Source organism: Pseudoalteromonas sp. HL-AS2 (assembly GCF_031198805.1).
Lineage (GTDB): Bacteria > Pseudomonadota > Gammaproteobacteria > Enterobacterales > Alteromonadaceae > Pseudoalteromonas > Pseudoalteromonas nigrifaciens.
Map to the genome: position 1 here is coordinate 2262099 of NZ_CP133571.1, position 24732 is coordinate 2286830.

General features: G+C 39.4%; 25 protein-coding genes and 1 other annotated feature. Of the genes, 12 read left to right on the top strand and 13 right to left on the bottom strand.

Features of this window, described 5'->3' with window-relative positions; translation table 11 throughout:
- Positions 1-14: 14 nt before the first annotated feature.
- The 4 genes from RB215_RS10535 to RB215_RS10550 form a co-directional block, all read right to left on the bottom strand.
- Positions 15-857 (bottom strand): DNA ligase, encoded by an 843-nt coding sequence (locus RB215_RS10535; protein WP_309216329.1) that lies wholly within the window; start codon positions 855-857, stop codon positions 15-17.
- A gap of 32 nt (positions 858-889) precedes the next feature.
- Complete coding sequence (locus RB215_RS10540) at positions 890-1546, bottom strand: HAD family phosphatase (RefSeq protein ID WP_309216330.1); 657 nt, start codon at positions 1544-1546, stop codon at positions 890-892.
- A 59-nt stretch (positions 1547-1605) separates the two neighbouring features.
- Positions 1606-1905: a hypothetical protein gene (locus RB215_RS10545; protein ID WP_011328836.1), complete on the bottom strand. Its 300-nt coding sequence runs from the start codon at positions 1903-1905 to the stop codon at positions 1606-1608.
- 63 nt (positions 1906-1968) lie between these two features.
- Positions 1969-2063, bottom strand: a sequence feature (Trp leader region).
- Entirely contained in the window at positions 2027-4264 is a 2238-nt protein-coding gene (locus RB215_RS10550; protein WP_309216331.1) for a TonB-dependent receptor, read from the bottom strand. Its footprint overlaps the feature before it by 37 nt.
- 391 nt (positions 4265-4655) lie before the next feature.
- Between RB215_RS10550 and RB215_RS10555 the strand changes: the two genes are divergently transcribed.
- Positions 4656-5204: an HdeD family acid-resistance protein gene (locus tag RB215_RS10555; RefSeq protein WP_086998845.1), complete on the top strand. Its 549-nt coding sequence runs from the start codon at positions 4656-4658 to the stop codon at positions 5202-5204.
- A gap of 59 nt (positions 5205-5263) precedes the next feature.
- Here the strand turns inward: RB215_RS10555 and RB215_RS10560 are convergent, their stop codons facing one another.
- Positions 5264-6124 (bottom strand): mechanosensitive ion channel family protein, encoded by an 861-nt coding sequence (locus tag RB215_RS10560; protein WP_011328839.1) that lies wholly within the window; start codon positions 6122-6124, stop codon positions 5264-5266.
- 189 nt (positions 6125-6313) lie between these two features.
- Here RB215_RS10560 and RB215_RS10565 point away from each other — a divergent pair, with 189 nt between their 5' ends.
- The 6 genes from RB215_RS10565 to RB215_RS10590 all read left to right on the top strand — a co-directional run bounded on the left by RB215_RS10565 (position 6314) and on the right by RB215_RS10590 (position 13476).
- A complete protein-coding gene (locus RB215_RS10565) occupies positions 6314-6523 on the top strand; it encodes a hypothetical protein (protein WP_011328840.1) in 210 nt (69 codons plus the stop codon).
- Between the two features lie 218 nt (positions 6524-6741).
- Positions 6742-8877 carry a M3 family metallopeptidase gene (locus RB215_RS10570; protein WP_309216332.1) on the top strand — a complete coding sequence of 712 codons (2136 nt, stop codon included), beginning with the start codon at positions 6742-6744 and terminating at the stop codon, positions 8875-8877.
- Between the two features lie 147 nt (positions 8878-9024).
- On the top strand, positions 9025-10452 hold the full coding sequence (locus RB215_RS10575) for an amidohydrolase family protein (protein ID WP_086998837.1): 1428 nt from the start codon (positions 9025-9027) through the stop codon (positions 10450-10452).
- A gap of 92 nt (positions 10453-10544) precedes the next feature.
- Positions 10545-11399: a carboxylate/amino acid/amine transporter gene (locus RB215_RS10580; RefSeq protein WP_011328843.1), complete on the top strand. Its 855-nt coding sequence runs from the start codon at positions 10545-10547 to the stop codon at positions 11397-11399.
- Positions 11400-11440: 41 nt separating this feature from the next.
- Positions 11441-12682, top strand: coding sequence for a glycerophosphodiester phosphodiesterase family protein (locus RB215_RS10585; protein WP_309216333.1), 1242 nt, complete (start codon positions 11441-11443; stop codon positions 12680-12682).
- 59 nt (positions 12683-12741) lie between these two features.
- Complete coding sequence (locus RB215_RS10590; RefSeq protein WP_011328845.1) at positions 12742-13476, top strand: dienelactone hydrolase family protein; 735 nt, start codon at positions 12742-12744, stop codon at positions 13474-13476.
- Between the two features lie 58 nt (positions 13477-13534).
- Here RB215_RS10590 and RB215_RS10595 read toward each other — a convergent pair whose 3' ends face one another.
- On the bottom strand, positions 13535-14458 hold the full coding sequence (locus tag RB215_RS10595) for a LysR family transcriptional regulator (protein ID WP_182678351.1): 924 nt from the start codon (positions 14456-14458) through the stop codon (positions 13535-13537).
- A 143-nt stretch (positions 14459-14601) separates the two neighbouring features.
- On the opposite strand from RB215_RS10595, the gene RB215_RS10600 reads away from it, so the two are divergent.
- The 3 genes from RB215_RS10600 to yghU all read left to right on the top strand — a co-directional run bounded on the left by RB215_RS10600 (position 14602) and on the right by yghU (position 16906).
- Positions 14602-15285, top strand: a complete 684-nt coding sequence (locus tag RB215_RS10600) for a type 1 glutamine amidotransferase domain-containing protein (RefSeq protein WP_309216334.1) — start codon at positions 14602-14604, stop codon at positions 15283-15285.
- A 114-nt stretch (positions 15286-15399) separates the two neighbouring features.
- Positions 15400-15993 carry a rhomboid family intramembrane serine protease gene (locus tag RB215_RS10605; protein WP_309216335.1) on the top strand — a complete coding sequence of 198 codons (594 nt, stop codon included), beginning with the start codon at positions 15400-15402 and terminating at the stop codon, positions 15991-15993.
- Between the two features lie 73 nt (positions 15994-16066).
- The gene (yghU, locus tag RB215_RS10610) at positions 16067-16906 is read left to right on the top strand and encodes a glutathione-dependent disulfide-bond oxidoreductase (protein ID WP_011328849.1); all 840 of its coding nucleotides are present in this window, start codon (positions 16067-16069) and stop codon (positions 16904-16906) included.
- A gap of 75 nt (positions 16907-16981) precedes the next feature.
- Here yghU and RB215_RS10615 read toward each other — a convergent pair whose 3' ends face one another.
- The 7 genes from RB215_RS10615 to RB215_RS10645 form a co-directional block, all read right to left on the bottom strand.
- Positions 16982-17437 carry a hypothetical protein gene (locus tag RB215_RS10615; RefSeq protein WP_011328850.1) on the bottom strand — a complete coding sequence of 152 codons (456 nt, stop codon included), beginning with the start codon at positions 17435-17437 and terminating at the stop codon, positions 16982-16984.
- 12 nt (positions 17438-17449) lie between these two features.
- Positions 17450-17728 (bottom strand): EF-hand domain-containing protein, encoded by a 279-nt coding sequence (locus tag RB215_RS10620; protein WP_011328851.1) that lies wholly within the window; start codon positions 17726-17728, stop codon positions 17450-17452.
- A gap of 208 nt (positions 17729-17936) precedes the next feature.
- Entirely contained in the window at positions 17937-18617 is a 681-nt protein-coding gene (locus RB215_RS10625) for a response regulator (protein WP_197108251.1), read from the bottom strand.
- Between the two features lie 8 nt (positions 18618-18625).
- A complete protein-coding gene (locus tag RB215_RS10630; protein ID WP_309216336.1) occupies positions 18626-20077 on the bottom strand; it encodes an ATP-binding protein in 1452 nt (483 codons plus the stop codon).
- The gene (locus RB215_RS10635; protein WP_011328854.1) at positions 20077-20607 is read right to left on the bottom strand and encodes a hypothetical protein; all 531 of its coding nucleotides are present in this window, start codon (positions 20605-20607) and stop codon (positions 20077-20079) included. The genes RB215_RS10630 and RB215_RS10635 overlap by 1 nt, the downstream gene beginning before the upstream one ends.
- A gap of 9 nt (positions 20608-20616) precedes the next feature.
- The gene (locus RB215_RS10640; protein WP_182684388.1) at positions 20617-22269 is read right to left on the bottom strand and encodes a YHYH protein; all 1653 of its coding nucleotides are present in this window, start codon (positions 22267-22269) and stop codon (positions 20617-20619) included.
- Positions 22270-22302: 33 nt separating this feature from the next.
- Positions 22303-22911, bottom strand: a complete 609-nt coding sequence (locus tag RB215_RS10645) for a flavin reductase family protein (protein ID WP_011328856.1) — start codon at positions 22909-22911, stop codon at positions 22303-22305.
- 120 nt (positions 22912-23031) lie between these two features.
- Between RB215_RS10645 and RB215_RS10650 the strand changes: the two genes are divergently transcribed.
- Together RB215_RS10650 and RB215_RS10655 are read left to right on the top strand one after the other, a co-directional pair.
- Complete coding sequence (locus tag RB215_RS10650) at positions 23032-24543, top strand: deoxyribodipyrimidine photo-lyase (RefSeq protein ID WP_309216338.1); 1512 nt, start codon at positions 23032-23034, stop codon at positions 24541-24543.
- Positions 24533-24667 carry a DUF2256 domain-containing protein gene (locus tag RB215_RS10655; RefSeq protein WP_309216340.1) on the top strand — a complete coding sequence of 45 codons (135 nt, stop codon included), beginning with the start codon at positions 24533-24535 and terminating at the stop codon, positions 24665-24667. The genes RB215_RS10650 and RB215_RS10655 overlap by 11 nt, the downstream gene beginning before the upstream one ends.
- Positions 24668-24732: the final 65 nt, after the last annotated feature.

The window sequence follows — 24732 nt, forward strand, 5'->3', positions numbered from 1 at the left end:
GAGCTGAATAATTGTTAGGGTGACTCTCTCACACGTAAAAAACTAGCAAAACGAGGTAAACCATTTTTTGTTAAACCATGGAATCGATAAGTAATGGTGCTACCCAATGCTGGCGGGCTTTCACGCTCGGCATCGCTAAATCCGGTGCCAATTGAAAACAGTTGCCCTTGCGGTGTTTTTACTCTTAACGATCCTAACATGCCTTGGTATTTACCTTTACCCGGTAGGTATGCAATCACTATTGCTTCTGCATCTAAGTAGGGCTTTAATTTTAATAGCGCATCGCTGCGCCCATCGGCATGTTTTGCGCTTGCTAAATGCAGCATAACGCCTTCGCCACCTTGCGCTGTTATATTTTTAAAATAGTTAGTTAATAATTGGTTATTAGTAAACTGATGCTGCTTTATAGCTTTTATATGAGGTGAATTTAAACCAGCAACAAGGTGGCTGTAATTGCTGTAGCGCTGGCTAAAAGGCACGTTTGCATCAGGCATATCAAATACTTGATACGTAATACTTTGCCAATCATGATTATTGGGAGTTTTAGTGCGCACAATGCCACTGAGCACCGCAAAGTGCTGATGTTTAGTCCACAGTTCACCATCAAGCCATACTTTAGGTAAGGGCGCTGTAAACCATTCAGGCGCGTTTATTACATTACCTTGTCGGGTAACAAACTGTTTGCCTGTCCAAATAGCCCTTACACCATCAAACTTTTCACTAACTAAATAGTTACTTACATCGCTGTGCTTAGTTTCATCATACACTTTAGCAAGCAGCACTTTGGGTAATGTTGCACTCACAATAGAGCTAAAAAGTACTGCTGTGATTAAGGTAATTAATTTAATATAAAACATCAGCGCGTCCAAGCAAGGTAATGTGGCTTAAACTATAGTTGAGATTGTAGCCATTGCCAAAACTCTTGCAGATCATTCATACGGTATCTGGCTTGGCTAAAGTCATGGTTTTTTGTATGATTATTAGCAATCGCCACCACGCTAACACAGGCGTTGTTTGCTGCAGTTACTCCGGTAAAGGTATCTTCTACTGCAATGGCATCTTTAGCAGCTACATTTATCTGCTTGAGTGCTAATAAGTAAGGATCTCCGGCTGGCTTTGGATTAATAACATCATCTTTAGTGACTACTGCGTCAAATAGATCATAAAAGCCAAGCCCCTTTAATATTGGCTCTGCTTCGTGGCGAGCGCTGCCTGTTACTAACGCCATTTTTAAGCCGCTGCTTTTAACCGCTATTAATGCTTGTTCTGCAAAAGGCATTAGTGCTGGTAAATTGGTTTTTACATATTGTGCAAATAAACGGTATTTTTCATCGGCTAAATAGTCACTGCTAACCGATAAGTTATGCTGTTGCTTTATTTCACTTGCAGCTTCGAGCGTTGGCCGCCCCGAAAAACGCTGACAAAACTCACCCTCTTCGTAGTTTACATTAAATGGCGCAAGTACCTGGCTCCAACATGCAAAGTGCATGCTTTCAGAGTCGACTAACGTGCCATCCATATCAAATAATACTGCTTTTAAAGTCATTTTTATTCCTTATCACAGCGCTAAAAAAGACGCCTAAGCGCCTTTAATATGTTTATAAATTACTCCGTTAAACCCGCCGGTGGCTCACCAGTGGCTTCTTCACCTGTTTCAACATCAACCAACTCATAACCACGCGCTTTACGCGCCACTTTTAAAACAGGTTTTTCAAACGCTGTTTTTAATCGCTCAGAATCAGCTTTTAATTCATCAAGCGATGTACCAAAAGGAGCTGCTCCGGTTTCAGACCAATTAGTTACTTTACCATTAAGGTTATATTCTACTTCATGTATTTGATACTGCGCTGCTTCATCTTTTGTGGCTTCACAAAAAATCACTCGGTAGTTCCAAAATCCAGCCATTTTTCATCTCTTTATTTTGCAAATCAATTAACGCTACTTTAGCAGTAATATTAATGAATATAAACGAAAAAGCCCGCTATAAAAGCGGGCTCTGTAGTATTTTTACTATTAGTGTTTAAGCTTAAAAGAAGTTAACTTTAAACTCTACACCAACGTAACGCTCTTCATTAACCATTACAGTATTATTGTTGAAGTCTACGCCACCAATAGATTGTTGCTCGTCAAATAAGTTACGCACAAATGCTGACACTTGGTATTCATAGTCGCCATCTGCCCATGCGTAACCGGCACGTAAGCCAGTTTCAACAAGCGGCTTACCTTCAAACTCAACTGATTCATATAAGAAAAAGTTAATTTTGCTACGATAAGAAACATCGCCATAAGCAAAGAATTCACCATCAGCTAGCTCTTTGGTATAACGTAATGTGAAGTTAGAAATCCACTCTGGAGCATGCGGTAAGCTGTTACCATCGAGTAATACTTTACCATTTACTACTGGGTTAGTAATTGTCAACGTTGGGCGGCTTGGAGCTGCTATGCTAAGCGTGTCATCTTTAAGCTCAGTTTTGTTATAACTTAAGTTGAATGTAGCATTTAGCTCATCACTTAACACCCACTCAGAATCTAGCTCAAAACCATAACCTGTGGTTTTATCAACATTTAACAAACGGTTAAAGTTAGCACCACCACCTACAGCTGTTAACTGTTGGTCATTCATTGTGTAGTAAAAAACAGTGGCGTTAACACGGCCTTGACCGTCTAGTACGTCTGACTTAATACCTGTTTCGTATGAGGTTACCGTTTCTGTTTCTGCGGTAGTTACATCATTATCATATAAAATACGCCCTTGTAAGCTAGGTGCACGGAAGCTATTAGCAATACGTGTGTACCAGTTTACGTCATCATTTACTTTATAGCTTGTTGAAATATCCCAGCTAATATGGTCATCACTTACATTGATGAGTCCACTAGATAGCGGACCAGTACCAATTGGGCTTTGAGTACGGTTTGCAGAAAATTCTTTTTCATCGTCTGAATAACGCAGACCTGCAGTTACTTTTAAATCATCGCTAATCGTGTAATCAACTGAGCCAAATACAGCCCATGCTTTTGTATCTTGTTGCTGCAGTACATAACCGGTTTGATTGCCCGCAGGTGATGAAAACGTATTATAGCTGAAATTTTCAATTGTCAGCGCTTCATCAAAGTAAAACACACCTACTTGGTAGTTTACATCGCCAGCAAAGTTGCTTGATAAGCGTAACTCTTGAGTGTATTGATCGTGGTCAGGAATACCATCAGCACTTTCTGCTGAGCTAAAACCAGCCTCATAAGCACCATCAATGTCTGCACGAGAATATATTTCTGCACTTTCCCACGCCGAAATAGAGGTTAATGTGTGATTATTAAAATCCCACTCAAGCTTTAAGCTCGCACCTTCTGACTCAACTTGCTGCGTCGCACGTGATGCCGCATCGTGGTAAACCACGTCATTTTCAAAGCCATCAACTAAATCGTTAGTACCTGGCTTGATAGAATTACCAAAGAAGGCAATTGGTTTACCGTCCATATCACGCACGTGGTAGTTAAATAAACCAGTGAAGTCATCGCCTTCGTATAAAAACTGAATACGGGCTGCTTTATCTGTGTAGCCGCCTAGCGCGTCTTTTTGTTCAAACCCTGGAGCACGACTATCAATGTAATCGTCTTTATCTTGCCACAGTACTGATACACGCGTTGATAAACGGTCAGTTAAACCACCGCCTACCGCACCTTCAAAATCTACAGCGCCACGGCTACCGTAAGATACCGAGCCGTAACCTTCAAATTCTTGGCTTGGTTTTACTGAATCAAATTTAACAAGGCCCGCAGGCGTGTTACGCCCAAACAAAGTACCTTGTGGTCCACGTAGTACTTCTACACGTGAAACGTCAAATACTGGAAAGCCTTTTAAAATAGCGTTTTCTTGTACTACTTCATCTACAACCAATGATACCGGTTGTGATGCGTTTAAATCGAAATCTGTATTACCTAAACCACGTACATAAAAGCGTGGGAATGAACGACCAAATGAAGACTCAATTGATAAACTTGGGATTTTCGCATTCATAAAACGAATATCCATACCAGCAGAGCTGTAAGCATCCAAGCTATCGCCTTGCAGTGCAGAAACAGCTACTGGTACTTCTTGTGCATTTTCTACACGTTTACGAGCAGTAACTTGAATAACTTCTAATTGATTTTTCTTTACCGCTGGCGCTTGCTCAGCAGCAATAGTAGAAAATGAAGTGCCTGCTACGGCAGAGAGTAACGCTGCATTTACTAGGGTTGCTAACGTAGATCTTTTCATTGCTTTCATGTCGGGGATTAACCTTTTTAGTGCACTCTTGTTCAACGGTTGATGTGTTGCGCCACTTACAATAGCGGACTCAGGCAATTTTTCGCGATACGCTACGCGGACCTCTTTCTCGAGAGTGCAAAACGAATTAAAGAGGCTGAATGAGTGGTTAATATTATAACACCCTGACGCTCTTTTACTGCATAAAAGAAACATAAAAAAAACAATTTGTGCAAAAAATACATCTCTTAAAATAATTAAAAATAAACCCTTTAAAAAACAAAAATAGCGGACATTTGACCTGTTTCAAATTAAAGTTATGCTATATAGACTTGATATTAAACTTGTTTGACCCTGCTAATAACAATAGCTACCTTATCTGGGCGCTCATACTATTTACTTAAGGATTAAAATGAATCTTACGAATACACTCACCAAAAACTGGTCGTTACTTTTACTTCGTGGTGTTATAGCCATACTGTTTGGTTTAATAACCTGGTTTGCACCTGAGGCGTCGTTGCAAGTTATGTTATTAGTTTTTGCTGGCTACTTTTTATTTGATGGCATATTAAGAGTTTGGGTTGCCATAACATCAAAAAAATCAAATCCCTTTTGGATGCTATTATTAATTGGTGGCTTACTGAGTATTATTGCCGCTTTTGTCACTTTACTTGCACCAAACCTTACCGCCTTATTGTTACTTTATTATGTTGCTGCGTGGGCGATTGCAATTGGTGTAGTAGAAATATTTTTAGCCCAAAAGTTACGTAATGAAATTAGTAACGAATGGATTTTAATTATTAGTGGTTTTATTTCTATAATATTTGGACTGTACTTAGTATTTAACCCAGGTGCAGGCATTTTAACCTTGCTTTGGTTAGTTGCTGCATACGCTATAGTATTTGGCGCGCTTATAGTTGGTTTAGCGCTTAAATTAAAAAAATTAAATCAAAGCCGCTAATTCAGTTGGCTTAGCACCAAAATGCTAAGCCACTTTTCTTTATATTTAATGGGTGCTAATTACAGTGGCGTATTGAATTTTTTATCATCAATATGAATAATACGTTGTGGTAAGGCAATTTTAATATTATTTAACTTAAACTGCTTATAAAGACTAAAACGAATATCGCTGCGAACTTGGCGCAACATCGTTTCAGACTCTGCATACACCCAAAAATAAGCACTAAACATCATCGCGCTTTCAGCAAAGTCATCTAACAACACCGCTTTTGGTAAGGTGGGTAATATTGCCGGATGATCTGCAAGCACTTGTTGCATCAGTTTTTCAACCAATTCAACATCTGAGCCATACATTACACCCACATTAACCGAGGTACGTGCATTACGATCAATTAGCGTCCAATTAGTTACTGTGTTTTCTAATAATTGGCTGTTTGGTACTAGCATATGTACGCCATCGTTACGGCGAATACGGGTTGAGCGAGTGTTTATCGTTTCAACTACGCCCTTAGCATTGCCCACCTCTAAAAAGTCACCAATACGAATTGGTCGCTCCCACATTAATATCCAGCCACTAATAAAGTTATTAATGATATTTTGCGCACCAAAACCAACACCTATCGCAATAGCACCCGATACAAAAGCAAAAGCGGTAAGCGGTATATTTAACACCTCTAAAGAAGTGAAAATTAAAATTGCGATACTTAAAATAAAATAAATTCGCGTAAACAATAGCACCGCATCAGGGTTCATTTTACGTTTAAGTAATGATTTTTTTATTAACTTACCAATACGAGTAACCACAAACCACATAGTAAATAATATCAATGGGATCTGAATTACTTTTACCACTGTAATTTGCACATCGTTGTAACTAAAAAGTACAAAAGCAAGCATTTGATTTAATTGTTCTAGTGTCATTTATTATCCAAATAAGTAAGAAGATACCGCTCTATAAACGTGTGTCTAAAATAAAAGTAAAACTGGTTCAGGGTTCGCTAAGTTTAGCACGTCATAATATTAGGGGAATAAAATCAATTTATACAATCAACTAACCTTTTATGGTACTTAGTGCTATATAAATAGTGTACTTGCACTGGAGATAACATTATGACGCAACTAACTTTAGCTCAAAAACTAGCAACCTTGCAGCCGCAGGTTGACCTTAATTTATTTGAAACTAGCCTCGAATACCGTAATAAAATTTTATCTTTACTCGCTCAACAAGAACAAGCACTGGCAACTATTAATCAAGAATTTGGCCAACAGCAACCGGTAAACTTTAGCTCTGATAAAAAATTTGTACTAGGTTACAATTAAAATTTGGATACTTTTTTTGCTTATTTACTTAACTAAGTAGCTCAAACGTTTATATTTAGAGCTACTTTTACCCACCTTTTCCTCTATTATTCGCTAATTTGCGTTTAAATCCCGCTTAATACCGATAAACATGATTGTATATAACTCTAAATTTGATAAGTTAACTGTGTTTTTCGACTCGCACAGCCTATTTCGGCTAATATTTTTATGGAGTTACTATGCGTAAAACATTGATCGCCACTACTATTGCTAGTGTTTTAGTATTATCTGCCTGTACATCAAACGATTCAAACAACATGGCAAAAGAGAGCGCTACACAAGTGCAAAACATTAACGCAAACAATGTATTGTTCAAATCAAGCCCATTACAATATATGGCACCAGAATTTAATAAGTTCTCTACTAAAGATTACGAAGCTGCTTTCGATGCCGGTATTGCTCAGCATAAAGCACAAGTATTAGCAATTGCTAACAACCCTGCCCCAGCTACATTTAAAAATACGTTAGTTGAAATGGAGCTGTCGGGTGAGTTATTAAATCGCGTATCTACTGCATTTTATAACTTATCAGGATTAATTTCTGACAGTGAATATCAACGTATCGATGAGAAAATGGCGCCTGTACTTTCAGCGCACTCAGACGATATTTACTTAAATGGCGCATTATTTAAACGCGTACAAACTATTTACGACAATAAAAGCAAACTAAATGCAGAAGATCAGCGTCTTGTTGATTTTTACTACAAACAGTTTGTTAAAGCCGGTGCCAAATTAAACGACGCTGAAAAAGCAAAAATGCGTGAAATTAACTCTGAGCTTGCTAAGCTTTCAACGGCATTTTCGCAAAACGTTTTAAAATCGTTTAAAGAAGATGTAATTGTTGTTACCGATAAAAGTAAATTAGCCGGTCTTTCTGAAGGCGAAATTGCAAGCCTAGCCGATGCAGCTAAAAAAGCAGGCAAAACCGGTTACATGATCACTTTAGTAAACACCACGCAGCAGCCAATTTTAAGTAGCCTAGAAAACCGCGACTTACGCGAGCAAGTGTTTACAGCTTCAACTAAGCGTGCGGCTAAAACTAACGGCCCTATTATTATTAAAGAAACCAACCTTCGCGCTCAAAAAGCAGAGCTTTTAGGCTATAAAGATTGGGCTTCTTATGTAATGACTTCGCGTATGGCGCAAACCACTAAAAATGTTTACGGCATTTTAGATGACCTTGCACCTAAAGCAGTTGAAAAAGCAAAAATTGAAGCTGCAGCAATTCAAAAAGTAATTAACGATTCTGGCGAAAGTTTTGAACTTAAACCGTGGGATTGGGCTTTTTACGCTGAAAAAGTACGTGCTGAAAAGTACAACCTAGACCCAGCCCTAGTTAAACCTTACTTTGAATTACAATCGGTAATTCATAATGGTTTATTCTTCGCTATGGAAAAACTATACGGTATTACTTTTAAAGAACGTAAAGATCTGCCGGTTTACCACGAAGATGTAACTACCTTTGAAGTATTTAATGCTGATGGCAGTGCAATTGGTTTATTTTACATGGACCCATACGCACGTGAAGGTAAGCGTGGCGGTGCTTGGATGAGTGCATACGTAGGACAAAGTGGTTTAAAAAATACTAAACCTGTTATCTACAACGCGCAAAACATTCCAAAACCAGCAGCAGGTCAGCCTACATTATTAACGTTTGACGAAGTATCTACTTTGTTCCATGAGTTTGGTCATGCGGCGCATGGTTTATTCTCAGATGTTAAGTACCCAAGTCTAGCGGGCACAGCAACAGCACGTGACTTTGTTGAGTTTCCTTCTCAAGCAAATGAAGATTGGATGATTGAACCGACTGTATTAGCTAACTACGCTAAGCACTACAAAACTGGTGAGCCAATTCCACAAGACTTGCTTAACAAAATGTTAGAATCACAAAAATTCAACCAAGGCTTTGGTACTACTGAGTACTTAGCTGCGGCATTGCTTGATATGGAATGGCATTCATTTGGTTCTGATAAAAAAATAGCTGATGTAGAAGAGTTTGAGCAAAGCGCGCTAGAAAAACATGGTATTGCTTACTACCCTGTACCACCGCGTTATAAATCAAACTACTTTAGCCACACTTTTGCCGGTGGTTACTCTGCAGGTTACTACGCGTACCTTTGGACTGAAGTATTTGCAGCCGACGCCTTTGCCCATATGGAAAACAACGGTGGCTTAACGCGCAAAAATGGCGATAAGTTCCGTAAAGAAATCCTATCTAAAGGCAATAGCCGCGACTTAATGCAAAGCTACATTGAATTTAGAGGTCAAAAACCAACTACCGACGCACTTCTTAAGCGCCGTGGTTTAGTAGACTAATTAGTTAACTAATTAACACCTTTTAAAGAGCCCGCTTGCGGGCTCTTTTATTGCCATTAACTTAACCCACTTTTATAACCTTTTAACTCAAAGAAAATACCACTTTAAACAACTATGTTAATCTGAATAAAAAATTCAGGTGCCGCTATGAAACTCATATTAATACTCCCCATCACGCTTATTTTAGCTGCTTGTAACCAAGTGACTCAAAAACAACAAGCCGACATTATTATTAACCACGCCAATGTAATTAATATGATGACAGGGCAAATTACGGCTAATCAATCCATTGTTATCAAAAACTCTACTATTGTAGCCCGCGGCGGCAATGAGCTAAATTTACGTTACAGCGCTACGAGTCAAATTGATGCCAGTGGTCAATATGTAATGCCTGGGCTTTGGGATATGCATGTACACTTTGGCGGCGGTGAGCAACTAATAACAGAAAACAAACAGTTACTGCCGTTATATTTAGCCTATGGCATAACCACAGTGCGCGATGCAGCCGCTGATTTAAGTGAATCGGTATTACAATGGCGCGAGCAAATTAATCAAGGCACATTAATAGGCCCTACTATTTATACCTCAGGGCCAAAGCTAGAAGGTAAAGACTCAATTTGGCCTGGCGACTTAGAAGTAGAAACCAGCGCAGAAATGCACGCCGCCATTGATAAACTTGAGGCCATGAATGTCGATTTTATTAAAATTACCGACAGCGCTTTAACGCCACAGTTATACTTACAAGCAGTAAAAGAAGTTAAAAAGCGCGGTTATCAAATTTCGGGGCATATTCCTTTTTCGCTTTCGGTAACCGATGTGTCAAACGCAGGGCTTGATGCGATTGAGCATATGACCTACATGTTAAAAGCCGCCGCCGATAACGAACAAGAAATTTCTGCTAAGGTAAAATCAGGTATACTGAGCTACTCCAGTGCGCTGCCAATTATTACTGAGCATGTTGACAAAGCCACAGCAATGAAAAAATATCGCGTACTCGCAAAAAATAATACCGCTGTTGTGCCTACCTTAATTGGCGGCCAAATTACGGCCTACATTGATGAAAACGACCATCAGCAAGACGAGTACCTAAATTATTTAGGCAAAGGATTAAAAGCCACCTACCAATGGCGAGTTGATCGCGCAAATAAAGATACCCCTGAGCAAATAACACAACGCAAAGAGCGCTTTATAAAAACGGCAAAATTACTCCCTTGGGTGCAGCAAGCTGGCGTATCAATTATTGCAGGTACCGACGCCGGTTTTTTAAATTCTTATATTTATCCGGGATTGTCGTTGCATCAAGAACTCGCTATTTTTAGTGATTATGGGCTTACCCCGTTACAAACACTACAAAGTGCCACAATAGCTGGGCCTAAATTTTTAGGAAAAACGCAGCAATTTACCAGTTTAGAGGTAGGTAAAGTGGCAGATATTATTATTTTAGCGCGCAATCCGTTAGTTGATATTCGTAACACGCAATCATTACAAGGCGTTATTAGCCATAACCGCTACTACAATAAAAAAGCGCTAGAGCATTTAAAACTACAAGCAAAGCAATTTGTAAGTTCACAATAGTTACTTTTTAGTCCACTTATTTATCAAGTGGACTATTACCCTTTTTTATTATCTAGGTTAAACTCGTTGTTTTATTTGGAGTTATAAAAACCATGGCTTACTTGTTTGCCGTCACCCTATTATGGGCGTTCTCGTTTAGCTTAATTGGTGTGTATTTAGCAGGCCAAGTTGATGCATGGTTTAGTGTGCTAATCCGCATTGCACTGGCTGCATTAATCTTTTTACCGTTTTTAAAGGTTAAACAGACTCCTAAACCATTGGCGTTAAAATTAATGCTTATTGGTGCAGTGCAACTTGGTGCTATGTACAGCTTTTACTATCACTCATTTTTATATTTAAGCGTGCCTGAAGTACTACTATTTACAGTGATGACCCCGCTTTATATCACCCTACTAAACGATGCTTTAGAAAAACACTTTAACCCTCGCTTTTTTATTGTTGCTATTATTGCTATTGGCGGCGCGGTAGCCATTAGGTATGAAGGCATAAGTAGCGACTTTTTGCTTGGCTTATTATTAGTCCAAGCGGCTAACCTGTGCTTTGCCATTGGCCAAGTGGCCTATAAACGCTTAATGAGTAACAGTACTCTTGAGCACAAATCGGTGTTCGGTTGGTTTTTTATCGGCGCTTTGTGCGTTGCTTTAGTGTGCTACCTGCTGTTTGGCAATACCGATAAACTACCGACAACCACAACTCAATGGAGCGTGCTTATTTATTTAGGAATCGTAGCGTCTGGGTTTGGTTATTTTGTTTGGAACAAAGGGGCTACCTTAGTAAATGTGGGGGCGCTGGCGGTAATGAATAACTTACTGATCCCTGCTGGTATTATTGTTAATGTGCTTATTTGGAACAGAGATGCCGATTTATTCAGGCTAGCTATTGGTGCTGGAATTATTTTAGCTGCATTATTGGTGAATCAATACTTTAATAAAAGTGCCATAAAATAGCGCTACACTTACATTATCTTAATAATTTAAAGTTGTTTTAAATGCTCGATAAAATAATTTTAGTCGCCTGTTTTATTTTTATAATTACTGGCTGTAGCAATACACTAATTAACAAACAAAATACTCAACTGGGTACGCGTCCTTATTATTTAATTAACGATATGGACGCTGGTGATTTAAAGGCACAATTAGAATCGTGTAGTGAAGGCCCTTTTTATCGCACCGACTTTTCAATTGGGCATCGCGGTGCGTCTATGCAGTACCCTGAGCACACTAAAGAAGCCTACACTGCTGCAGCAAGAATGGGCGCAGGTGTTGTAGAGTGCGATGTTACATTTACAAACGATAATGAGCTTGTATGTCGCCATTCACAATGCGATTTACACACCACAACCAATATTTTAGCCATTCCTGAATTAGCTGCTAAATGCAGCGAACCATTTATCCCCGCCGACGCTGAAAACGCAGTAACCGCCTCTGCAAAGTGCTGTACTAGCGACATTAGCTTGAGCGAGTTTTTAACGCTTAAAGGCAAAATGGATGGTGCAAACATTCAAGCAACTACTGTTGCACAGTATATGCAGGGCACACCTAGTTGGCGCACCGACTTATACGCAACTAATGGCACATTAATGACGCATAAACAAAGTATTGCGTTATTTAAAGCACTCGGGGTAAAAATGACCCCTGAGCTTAAATCACCAGAAGTTAGCATGCCTTTTAAAGGCATGACGCAAGAGCAATACGCGCAAAAAATGTTAGATGAATACACTCAAATGGATATACCGGCGTCGCGAGTATACCCGCAATCATTTAATCTTGATGACGTAAAATATTGGATAAACAACAATCCTGATTTTGCTGATCAAAGTGTCTATCTTGACGGGCGCGATAGCGATGCTGGGTTCGATCCAAGTAATCCACAAACATGGCAACCTAGCATGGATGAACTGGTTACTAATGGGGTGAAAATTTTAGCCCCACCTATTTGGATGATGTTAAAAATAGATAAAGAAAGCAATATTGTGCCATCACAATACGCAATTGCCGCTAAAGCTGCAGGCTTAGAGCTTATTGCATGGAGCCTTGAGCGCTCAGGCCCACTTAACCAAGGTGGTGGCTATTACTATCAATCGATTGCTGATGTAATAAATAACGATGGCGATATGATGAAAGTAGTTGATGTACTTGCGCAAGATGTTGGCGTAATGGCTATATTTTCCGACTGGCCAGCAACCGTTAGCTACTACGCAAGCTGCAATAAAATGCCTGCTAGCCTTTAACTAGTCGTATATTTTATCGCGCTCAGTTACCATATAAATTTATATAACTGAGCGCAATTATGATCATCGAACAACATAACGCCGACTTGCCTACCCCTACAGGGTTGATGCGAACCACTATATACCGCCCTCAGGCGCAAGGGTTGTTTCCTGCACTTATTTTTTACTCTGAAATTTTTCAGCAAACCGCCCCTATTGCCCGCAGCGCCGCTATTTTAGCAAGCCATGGCTTTGTAGTATTAGTACCTGAAGTATTTCATGAGTTAAATCCTATTGGCACTGTGCTCGCTTACGACGACGCAGGTAAAGACAAAGGTAATGCCGACAAATGGGCTAAACCTTTAGAGCATCACGATAGCGACACCCAAGCCATGATCGACTTTGTAAAACAACAAAACTATTGCACAGGTACGCTTGGTGTAATGGGTGTATGTATTGGTGGGCATTTAGCATATAGAGCCGCATTAAACCCTGAAATTAAAGCTGCATTTTGTTTATACGCAACCGATATTCACAGTAATACATTACCAGCAAAAGCAGGTAATAATTCATTTGAACGTATGGCTGATGTACAAGGCGAAATTCACTTTATATGGGGTAAACAAGATCCACATGTGCCGCAAGAAGGCCGCACTAAAATTTATCAGCAATGCGTTAATACGGGTATAAATTACCAATGGCAAGAAGTAAACGCACAACATGCCTTTATGCGCGACGAAGGTGAGCGATACGACGCAGCGCTTGCAATAAGTATGTATCAACAAGCTGTGGCATTATTTAACCGCACTTTATAAATTAGATGTTTAAATTAATCCAAACGCTGGATAATAAATCTTTTAACCAGCGTTCATGTTAAATATTTTTTAGCATGCCTAAAGCAGTATGTTGTTTTACAAAGTAGGCTTTTAAATAATCTATAAATAGCCGCAATTTTTTAGAGCCTGCTGCTCCTGGCGGAAACACCCCATAAAGCTCAATATCTTTGCTTTTGTAATCGTCTAATATAATTTCTAGCAACCCTGCTTGCACTTTAGGCCACGCATCGTACAGCGGTATACGGCCTATGCCATGCCCGGCTTCAACAAAAGCAGTACGGGCAGCAGCGTTATTGGTACTTAAACCGCCTTGCATTGTAATGTCGTATTTTTTACCTTCTTTTGAAAGGGTTAACGTTTTACTGCCCAATTGATACACCACCCATTGATGCTGAGCTAACTCAACAGGGTTTTTAGGTTTGCCAAAATGAGCAAAGTAATCTGGCGAGCCACAAATACAGGTACTCATTGTTGTGAGTTTCGTTGCTTGTAAATTAGAGTCGCTTAGCGCCACCCCACGAATGGCAAAATCAAAACCATGCTTTATAATATCAACTACATCATCGCTAAGTTGTAGGTCTATGTTAATTTTGGGGTATTGGCGTTTAAAGCTATTAATAGCAGGCACTATTAATTGCATCCCTACATTTACCGGACAACTAATTTTGAGCAGCCCCTGAGGCTCACTTTTTATATTTTCTATTTGTTGATTTGCCGCATTGGCTTGCTCAGTAATTATTCTGCAGCGCTCGTAATACGCCACTCCCGCCTCTGTTAATGCCATAGTGCGTGTTGAGCGATTTAGTAGGGTAATTTCAAGTTGGGTTTCTAATTTTTTTAAATGGTAACTTGCCACCGCACGCGTTAAACCTAAATGCTTAGCCGCAGCGGTTAAACTACCCTGCTCTACAATTTGTGCAAACACCACCATACTTTTTAACTGCTCAAACGACACTTTCATAACATCTCCTAAATCCACTGTATTATTGTATCAATTATTAAATCAATAAAGTTAAATTTATCATCGTTGTTTAAAGCATTATTAGTGCATATAGTAGTTGGTAGCAAAGTTAACTAATTTAAATCATCAAAAGGAATATTCTAATGGCTAAAAAAATACTTATGGTTTTAACCTCACATGCAGAATTGGGCAACACAGGTGAAAAGACAGGTTTTTGGGTAGAAGAATTCGCAGCCCCTTATTACGCATTTAGAGATGCAGGCGTTGAAGTCACTCTTGCATCGCCAAATGGCGGCCAGCCCCCGATAGACCCTACAAGTACTCTTGCTGATTTTCAAACTGATGCAACTAAACGCTACGACGCAGACAGCGCCGCACAAGCATTAATGGCCAATACCAAAGTGCTTAGTGAAGTAAATTCGACAGATTTTGACGCGGTATTTTACCCAGGCGGCCACGGCCCACTATGGGACTTAGTAGAAAACACCGACTCTATTGCACTTATTGAAAACTTTATTAAAGAGCAAAAGCCAGTAGCGGCTGTTTGTCATGCCAGTGCCGTATTTTTAAATACTAAAGATGCCGATGGCAACGCACTGGTTGCTGGTAAAAAAGTAACTGGTTTTACTAACAGCGAAGAAGCTGCGGTACAACTTACCGACATAGTGCCATTTTTAGTTGAAGACGAACTAATTAAAAAAGGCGGCGACTATCAAAAAACAGATGACTGGGGTGTACTTGTACTCGAAGATGGCCTAGTAATTACCGGTCAAAACCCAGCAAGCTCAGAACTTGCTGCTAAAAAGCTACTAACCAAACTAGGTTAATAGCGATTTATAAGTAAAAAAGCACAGCATTTAATGCTGTGCTTTTTTAATTGCTTTGCATTAGTAAATACAATTCCTATACTGGCAACTATTAAGCTCAACTAGGACTATTATATGGCAACCAAGCCAACCACACGGTCATTACTAACAAGCAAACGCTTCGCTATTTTTAGTATTGTTACAATTTGCTTTTTTTTACAGCTAATTAATAGCTTACCTGGCATTAATCTTAATGGTTTTGGCATTTATCCGCGCAGCATTAATGGCTTAATTGGCATACTGAGCGCGCCATTTTTACATGGCAGTTGGTGGCACTTTGCCAGTAACATGCTGCCTTTTATGGTTTTAAGTTGGTTGATTTGCCAATACAGCGTTAAGCGTTTTTATAACGTATTTATTTTTACCGCATTAGTAGGTGGTTTTTTAGTATGGGCATTTGGTCGTAGTAATATTCATGTTGGTTTAAGTGGCGTTATATATGGGTTGTGGGGTTTTATACTTTGCTATGGCGTAATTAGACGTTCATTTAAATCCATTGTTATTGCTGTTGTCGTTGCCCTACTTTACAGCGGATTTGTTTGGGGTGTACTACCACAGCGCTTGCATATTTCGTTTGAAAGCCACTTATTTGGAGCATTGAGCGGATTGTTTTTAGGCTATAAATTAGCAAAATCCGACAAACTTAAAAGTCAAAAAACTCGCCTTTAATTTATTTTAATGGCCACATTTATTAATACATATATTTTTTTATATGTATTTCATTTAAACAGAGGTTATTTTTATGAGTGATCAAAATCAATACACCCCACCCAAAGTTTGGACATGGGACAGTGAGAGTGGCGGTAAATTTGCCAGCATTAATCGCCCCATCGCCGGCGCAACTCATGACAAAACCTTACCTATTGGCGAGCACGCATTTCAGCTTTATTCGCTTGCTACACCAAATGGTCAAAAAGCCGCTATTATGTTTGAAGAGCTGTTAGAGCTGGGCTTAACCGATGCAGAATACGACGCATATTTAATCAGCATAGGTGATGGTGATCAGTTTGGTTCTGACTTTGTTGATATTAATCCAAATTCAAAAATTCCAGCGTTAATGGATCATTCAACCACGCCGCCAACGCGTATTTTTGAATCGGGCTCTATACTGCAATACCTAGCAGAAAAGTTTGATGTGCTTATACCTAAAGATTTAAAAGCTAAAACTGAATGTCGTAACTGGCTATTTTGGCAAATGGGCTCAGCGCCGTACTTAGGTGGTGGCTTTGGCCACTTTTATAGTTATGCACCCACTAAAATGCAATATCCTATTGATCGTTTCACCATGGAAACCAAGCGCCAGCTTGACGTGCTAAACCGCCATTTAAGTGCAAACGAATACATGGCAGGAGATGAGTACTCAATTGCCGATATCGCAATTTGGCCTTGGTATGGCTCTTTAGTGCTTGGCGACATTTATGATGCAGCTGAATTTTTAGATGTTGCCTCATACACTCATGTTGTACGTTGGGCTAAACAGGTTTCAAAACGCCCTGGCGTAAAACGTGGTCGTCGCGTTAACCGCACATGGGGACCTGAAGAAGAGCAACTAGCAGAGCGCCACAGTAGTAGTGACTTTTAACCTTGCTGTTATTGATAAACTAAAAAATCAGCTGTAATAGCTGATTTTTTAGTTTAGGTGTTGCCTTATTTATAATTACGCTTTAACACTCAGTATCGAATCACCTTGTGATAAAGCAAACTTTTCTTGAACCGCCGATAAAATAGAACTTTTATCTTCGTCATTTAACTGGCTTGAATACTGCGCTAACAACTCATCTAAATAACTAACTACATCTTTAGTATTTACTTGCTCAATTGAATTTTTAGGCGGTGGTGGCGGGCGCTGACCTTCAGGTCGAGCATCATCACCTATGCTTTTAGCGTCAAACTCCAACTCGCCCATTAGCTCAGCCAACTCTTTTGTTGGCGCTATACCTTGCTCTTTAAGTGCAGCTTGAATACTTAGCGCGTTTTCTGCCGTTAAATTTTCGGCATCGAATTCAGCGAGTGTTTGTTTTACAAAGTCACTTTGTGCTGTTGTTAACTTTGCGGTTTGGCTACTTTGTTGCAGCACCAGGCTTGCAGAATTACTGCTAATATTATTAATCATTACAGTATCCTTTCAACGCTTACGACGAGGTGGTTTATGATCATTTACTTCTTGCTCACTAATTTCGCCATTACCATCTGAATCTATTTCGTCAAAAATTGTTTGTGCGTCTTCGCCGTGTGGTGGTTTTTTAGCGCTAAACTCTGCATAGCTAATTACGCCATCGCCATTGGTATCCATGCTTGAGAAATCAGGTTTAGGTGGTTTGCTATCGCTGCCTCTTGCTGCAACATTTACTGAAAAAGCAACCGACAATAGTGTAATAATTGTAAGTGATGACAAGTGTTTCATGCTCGTAACCTTTTGTTTAATTAATAACGAAAGATTACGCTATAAAAATGCAAACAATGTGCAAATAATGAGGAAGTAAAAATAATGTATATCGCTAATGCATAAATTTAAAATGATAGCAAAATGCTAATGCGAGTAAATAGCTAAAGTGGCTATTAATTACTTACGTTAACGCATCGTATTTGCTAATTAATCAAATATTTTGTTGTTAATTACACTGCTGTGGATTTACAAAGCGATAACCAACACCATAAACCGATTGAATAACGCTGTCGGTTTTGGTTAATTCGTCCAGCTTTTTACGCAATTTTTTTATATGACTATCAATAGTACGCTGGCTCACAATACGTTGATCGGCGTACATAGTATCCATTAAGCTATCGCGCGAATAAATACGGTTAGGGTTGTTAAACAAGGGCTTAAATAACTGAAACTCAACATTGGTAAGCTCAATACTTGCTGCTTTGTATTTTACACTGTAGGTGCTTTCATCAAGTTGCATAACATTGGTTTTTGGCTTAACGTTATTCAAGCGCCTTAAAATAGCTTTAACACGCGCCACCAGCTCTGCATAACTAAAAGGCTTACAAATATAGTCATCGGCTCCTAATTCAAGCCCAAGTAATCGGTCAATCTCCTCTACCTTTGCCGACACCATAATGATAGGCACATTAGAGAACTGCCTAATTGCTTTACACAATTCAATTCCGCTTTGACCAGGTAGCATTATGTCGAGCAAAATCACACTAGGCTTGTTAATTTCAAGCCAAGGTAGTACTTCATTACCATGATGTATTTGATGCGTTATGTAATGATGGCTTGTTAAAAAATCGCTTATTAAGTTAGCCAGCTTAACCTCATCTTCTACAATCAGTATTTGCTCTTGCATAGTGCCCTCTAAGCTTTAAATAAGGGTAATTTAATAATGATAGCAAGACCGCCTAAACTAGATTTTTCAGCTTTAATCTCGCCTTTATGACCTTTAACTATGTGCTGACAAATAGATAACCCCAAACCCGAACCGCCCTCTTGGCGATTTCGCGAACTATCTACTCGGTATAAATACTCAAATAAGTGCGATAAATGCGACGGCTCAACCCCCACGCCATTATCTTCAATAATAAGCTGTAAATACATTTGCCCTTTAATACTTATATTACTCGCCGTTAATGAAATAGTAGAGCATTGTGCGTAATGCACTGCGTTCATTAAAATATTATCGAATAACTGTAAAAGGCGTGTTTTATCTGCTTGAACGGTTATATTTTTTGCAGCATTTAATAGGTAAAGCTTTATATTATGTTGCTCAAGTATAACCTGATATTTTTGCTCAATAGTATTTAATAACAATGCCATATCAGTAGCTTGCATAGTGTAATGCATGCCCCCTAACTCTGCGCTATTGATCATATGCAAATCGTCTATTAAGCGCTTTAAATGCAGGGCTTCGTCGTTGGCCGAGTTTATATTTTTTGCATTTGGCTCGCGTATGCCAAGTAGCATAGCTTCAAGCTCACCAAGCAAAATGCTCATTGGCGTTCTAAGCTCATGAGAAATATTGGCAAGCCAGCGTTTACGTACTTGCTCGTCTTTGGCGAGCGTAAATGCAAGCGTATTAAAATCCTCGCTTAACTGCCCTAGTTCGTCTTTTCGATCTAGGGTCAGCTTAGTCTCGTAATTGCCTTGCGTTAAGCGGTGCATACCGTTAGCTATTTGTTTTACTGGGCTAACTAAATGCCGAGATAATAAAAAGGTAACCAGTAATGTAAGCAGTACCGCCGCTAAAGCAATAAACCATAAGTAGTTTGTTTGCTGCTGTAAAAAATCAAGTTCGTAGCCATCAACTAAGCTATCTCTTTTGGATACAGCTAAATAACCAACCGCTTTATTATTCACTGTAATGGCTGTAGTCATATAGTTTAAATTACTTAAATACCTGCCCACTATTCGCTGTTTATTTTCGTCAAGCAAAGCATAATGAGCAATATTTTCAGGAGGTGGTCGGCGCGCGCCTAAAACAATATGCTCGGATGGTGGTGGCCGGCGCATCATTCGCCCTCTTGGATCAGGGCTTTTTGGTAACTTAGATAAAAACTGGCTGTTTTCTAGTTGCGATTCTATAAGCATTCTAAAGTTTTTGTCGCCGCCAATAACTAACTCCCACGAGGGCGTTTTTTGATACTGCTTTGCAAGTTGTAGCGTAAGTGGTTCTAATGCTTTTATCTCTTTTGCATTAACAAAATCAATAACGCCTTGCCCTATACTCCACTGTATAAGTATTACTATCCCTGCAATAACACTAAAGGTAAAACTAAATAGTATTAAAAAAAGTTTATTATGAATTTTCATTAATGCGTATTTTTAACCTTGCTAGGAAAGCTTTCAAATCGGTATGTTATAAACTCTTTGGTTTGATCATTAACATACAACGTAGCAACTATTTTTTTGCCCTGAGCGGTCCAATACATGTGACCATGATTATTTAAAGTAACCGATACGGTATTTATACCACTTTTAAATAAGTTAGCAGGTAAATGCAATGCATGTCCGTAAATTCGCTGTATTTTAACGCCATTAATATATAAATGAGCGTGGCCTTGTAAAAAACCGGTATTTTCGTTTGTTGTCGCGCTCATCATTTGTTGCATGTTCATTGCGCCCTCAGGAGGCACTGATAAATCATAACGCTGTGTATCTAAAATTAAGTTATAACCCGACATACTATCTTTTAATAACTTAAGGCTCAGTGCCGGTGTGGGTGCAGCGTTTGGTACTGCAATAGGCATATGGCTATGATCCATCATTTCCTGCTGCGCAAAGAGCTTAAAGCTCAATAGCACAGCAGTAGTTAGGATCAATGCGTATTTAAAATAACGCATAGTTACTCCTTACCTTCTTGGTGGTGGACCCATTGTTTCGCCCGTATCACAGCGACCAATTGAATTATCAGCTAATTGACCTTTAAAACGTGGCCCAATTTGATAAGGGAACGAAGGCTGTAATTTACCATCGCTGTCTAACGAAAGTGTTATGTGGTAGTGATAACCTTTACCATCGTTGGTATCGTGGCCGTTATGCTCATCAAGTTGTGCACCTGCTACTGTTTTTTGGGCGTAGTAATAATCTTCAAAATAATAACCGTCGTCGGCATTTAATGTATTACCTGAAAGTGTTGTTACTTCTGCGCCAATAGCTGGGCCTGTATCGCTTATTTGTGTACCTTGGCTAATATCGTATTGATTGACTAAAGTACAGCTTCGCTCACCTTGCGTACCACAACCGCCCTCGCTTGTTGATGCACCATAATCGCGCATTTCCCAACCGCTTAATGCAAGTTGCCCGTTACTTTCATAAGGGCCATAAAGTGGGTAGCCATCAGCTGCAAAACCATAAATTGGTGAATGCGCATCGCCATCATCTTCAAGTAAATCAGCTAAGCAGCTCGTGTAAAAATGATGATGATATTCTCCGTTAGCAGCGTGTCCGCCACATACATCCACATCGTATTGTTCGGCAATTGGCGCTAACGTATACCAAACATTATTACCGTAGCTCATACCATCGCCCCAATTAAATATGCTGGTGCCATTAACCATTAAACCAACTGTACCTAGGCCAGTTTCACAGGTTTCGGTGTCAGGTAAATCGGTGGGTGTTATTGGAAAGTACGCTTCTACAGCTTGTTCAGTCGGACAACCAGGTCCTGGAGGCCAATAGCCTGCACCGCCTGTATCATTACAATTTTCAGTGCTGCTGTTATAACCTATGTCTTCACCAAAAGAGATTGTTTGCCCTACTGCTGCTGAGGTTACACCGTTATAAAAATCGGTGGCTGCACGTGGGCGGTTATTTAGCGCGTCTACTTGCTCTTGTGTAAGCGTTACGTCATATTTTGGAATATCTGTGGTTTGCACGTACATGTATTCAACGTCAGCATCATCTTGTGCAACGCTAACAACTTCAACTGATTGCACATCTTCAACCACTGCACCATTATTTTGTATATAAGTAGAAGTTGTATCCTTGTTAATTAGCCAACTAGCAAGCTTTGCACTGGTATTGCTAGTATAATCTGATGATGCACGCACAGTAATTGTTACACTATCTATAACAACATCATTAGTGCCATCATCTGCACTGAGTTCAAATATCAGTGCTTCGTCGGTTAATACCTCAGGTGCTACAAACTCTGTTGACGTTGCAGTACTTAAAGATAAACTAACGGTTGTGCCCGATGTTTGCGACCAGCTAACCGATACTTCACCATCATCTTCAACCGTAGCGTTTAAATAAACGGTATCACCCGCATTAACTATTTGATCAATACCCGCATTAACTGTTGGAGCTGCATTGCTGACTATTTCGCCTTCAATAGTTGCACTTGTTGAATCGCTATTACATGCGCTTAAAGCGATGCAAAGTGCACTTAATGCGAATAACTTAGCTACATTCGAGGTTTTTGTTTTAGAGTGCGTTTTCAATGTTTGAACCTTTACATTAACGTTTAATAAAACAAAGTTAACAAGTAAAAGTGCAAACAATGTGCACAAACTAAGGAAGAATCTACATTAAAATTACAATTGTGGCCTTTTGAGCACAAATTTATCTTTGGTTGTACTAAAGTAATCGCCGCCCATTTTGCCCACTGCATTTAATAATTCAGGGTCAATATAGCCATTACTCATCACGCTATCGTTTATACAAATACCCACTACATCCAATAACATCATTTTTCCGCCGCCAGGCTCATTGGAAATGCTAATAACCTCGCGTAACTTACATTCAAACCGTACTTTTGAACCGGCAACACTTGGCGCGTTAACTAACAGACTTGGAGCTTGGGCGATGTTAGCTGCATCAAATTCACTTATATCACTAGGATAATTTGCACAACTTTGATTCATTTTTTCAACTAGCTCTTGGCTAACTATATTAACCACACATTCTTTAGTTGCCATTAAATTACTGAGCGTATCTTTATTCGTTTTATCACTTGGGTTTACTTGTGTAACGCTTAAAACAGGTGGTTTGCAGCTAGCCACAGTAAAAAATGAATAAGGCGCAATATTCGCAATACCTTCACTATTTAATGTGCTTATCCATGCAATTGGTCTAGGGCTTATTGCGCCTACTAAGTAAGAATAAACATTTTGACTGGTGTTTTCGGTTAGATCTAAAAACATACTTTTCCCTTTAATACATTAAAACTAAATCTTAATTCAAAGTAGTTACGTATAGGCTTGGCTGACTTAGCTAAATAACAAACTAATTTTTATCTCCATTTAAAGCAATAAACAAATTATATGAAAATAAACATAGTGTGGTTTAAACGCGATTTACGCCTTAGCGATCATCAACCATTAAAAAATGCATTTAGTAACGGCTTACCTACCCTACTACTTTATAACTTTGAGCCATTAATGCTTGAAGATGCACACTACAATGAGCGGCATTGGCGCTTTGTATATCAATCAATAGTTGAGTTAAATAATCAACTAACACGCTTTAATGCCTGCGTTTATATATTTAATTTAAACATGGGTGACTTACTTGAATCGTTAAAGACGCAGTTTGAAATAGTTAATATTTTTAGCCATCAAGAAATAGGTTTAAACAATACCTTTGAGCGCGATAAAGCCATTAAAGTGTGGTGCCAACATAACCACATTAATTGGCAGGAGTCGCAAACAGGCGCAGTAATTCGCGGCAAAAAAAATCGTAATAATTGGAACGAGCGCTGGCAGCAAACAATGCAAGCACCTATCGCGGTTCCTAATTGGAAAAGTATAAAAACAATTACCCTCAATAATTACCAAGCACCTGAGCTGCCAAGCGCTTACACCCAAAATCACGACAGTTTTCAACAAGGCGGCCCGCTGCAAGCACGCACTGTATTACAGAGCTTTTTTGCCGAACGTGGTAAAGGCTATCAAAAAGGAATATCAAGCCCAAGTTTGAGCCAAGTACATTGCTCTCGGCTTTCGCCGTATTTAGCCTGGGGGAACATTAGCCTTAGGCAAGTGTACCAAATGGCCTTTGACGAATATTATTCAAAACATCCTGATAAAAGAGGCTGGAAGCGCCCACTTGCTGCGTTTGTATCGCGCTTGCATTGGCACTGCCACTTTATGCAAAAGTTTGAAAGCGAATGCTCTATGGAGTTTTTAGCACTTAATCCGGGTTATCACGTATTTCCGTATCGTGATGACGAACATGTAAAAAGCGATATTGAACGCTGGGCGCAAGGTCAAACAGGTATTCCAATTATTGACGCTTGCATGCGCTGCTTAAAAGCCACAGGTTATATAAACTTTAGAATGCGCGCCATGCTTGTAAGCTTTGTAACGCATCATTTAAATATAAGCTGGCAACAAGCAAGCTTTCCTCTTGCTAATTACTTTTTAGATTTTGAACCAGGAATTCACTACCCGCAAATTCAAATGCAAGCCTCGGTAACTGGCATTAATACTATTAGGCATTACAACCCAATTAAACAATCGGAAGATCAAGACCCAACTGGCTCATTTATAAAAAAGTGGTGCCCCGAGCTTGAAAAACTCCCTATTGAATATTTACACCAGCCTTGGCAACAAACTCCAATGGAAGCGCTATTTAACGATTTTAAGCTAGGGGAAGATTACCCCGAGCCCATGCTTGATTTAACAGCAGCCTCAAAAGCAGCGCGCGAGCGCTTATGGCAATATCGCGAGCGAGCGGATGTTAAACGCGCCATAGGGAGTATTCTTAAAAAGCACGTTGCAATTACACCAAAAACAAGCCAAGTAAAAAATAAAACCACTAACGATGGCTCATAAAAAGCAAAGCTTACCTCAAAAAATATGTCCCATTTGCAGTAAACATTTTACGTGGCGTAAAAAATGGCAACGCGACTGGGACAATGTTATTTACTGCTCAAAGCGCTGTAAGTGCAACAAGTAATAATAGCTGGCGCTTATCTTGCAATAACCTTATAAATACAACGCTTTTTAGCTATTTTGTGATTA